The organism is Paenarthrobacter nitroguajacolicus (assembly GCF_007786235.1).
Lineage (GTDB): Bacteria > Actinomycetota > Actinomycetes > Actinomycetales > Micrococcaceae > Arthrobacter > Arthrobacter nitroguajacolicus_A.
Genome location: NZ_VNFK01000062.1, coordinates 1 through 685 on the forward strand (window position 1 = coordinate 1; position 685 = coordinate 685).

The window sequence follows — 685 nt, forward strand, 5'->3', positions numbered from 1 at the left end:
CGAGAGTTCAGACACCATCGACAATGTTAAGGCTAAGATCCAGGACAAGGAGGGGATTCCTCCAGATCAGCAAAGGTTGATCTTTGCTGGAAAGCAACTCGAGGATGGCCGTACTTTGGCTGATTACAACATCCAAAAGGAGTCCACCCTTCATCTCGTGCTCAGGTTGAGGGGAGGAATGCAAATCTTTGTGAAGACCCTTACTGGCAAGACCATCACTCTTGAAGTCGAGAGCTCAGATACCATCGACAACGTGAAAGCTAAGATCCAGGACAAGGAGGGAATCCCCCCAGACCAGCAAAGATTGATCTTTGCCGGCAAGCAGCTTGAGGATGGTCGTACCCTCGCCGACTACAACATCCAGAAGGAATCAACCCTCCATCTTGTGCTCAGGCTTAGAGGAGGTATGCAGATCTTCGTCAAGACATTGACAGGGAAGACGATTACTTTGGAAGTCGAGAGTTCTGACACGATTGACAATGTCAAGGCCAAGATCCAAGACAAAGAGGGGATCCCACCAGACCAGCAGAGATTGATTTTTGCTGGTAAGCAGTTGGAGGATGGGCGTACCCTTGCGGATTACAACATCCAGAAGGAATCGACTTTGTATCTGCATACCACCTCTTAGACGCACAACCAGATGCAAAGTCGATTCCTTCTGGATGTTGTAATCCGCAAGGGTACG

1 protein-coding gene is annotated in these 685 nt (G+C 49.1%); it reads left to right on the forward strand.

Annotated features, from left to right (window positions below):
- Positions 1-628 (forward strand): ubiquitin family protein (locus FQP90_RS23515; protein ID WP_208760074.1); only part of this gene is annotated, 628 nt, incomplete at its 5' end.
- Positions 629-685: the final 57 nt, after the last annotated feature.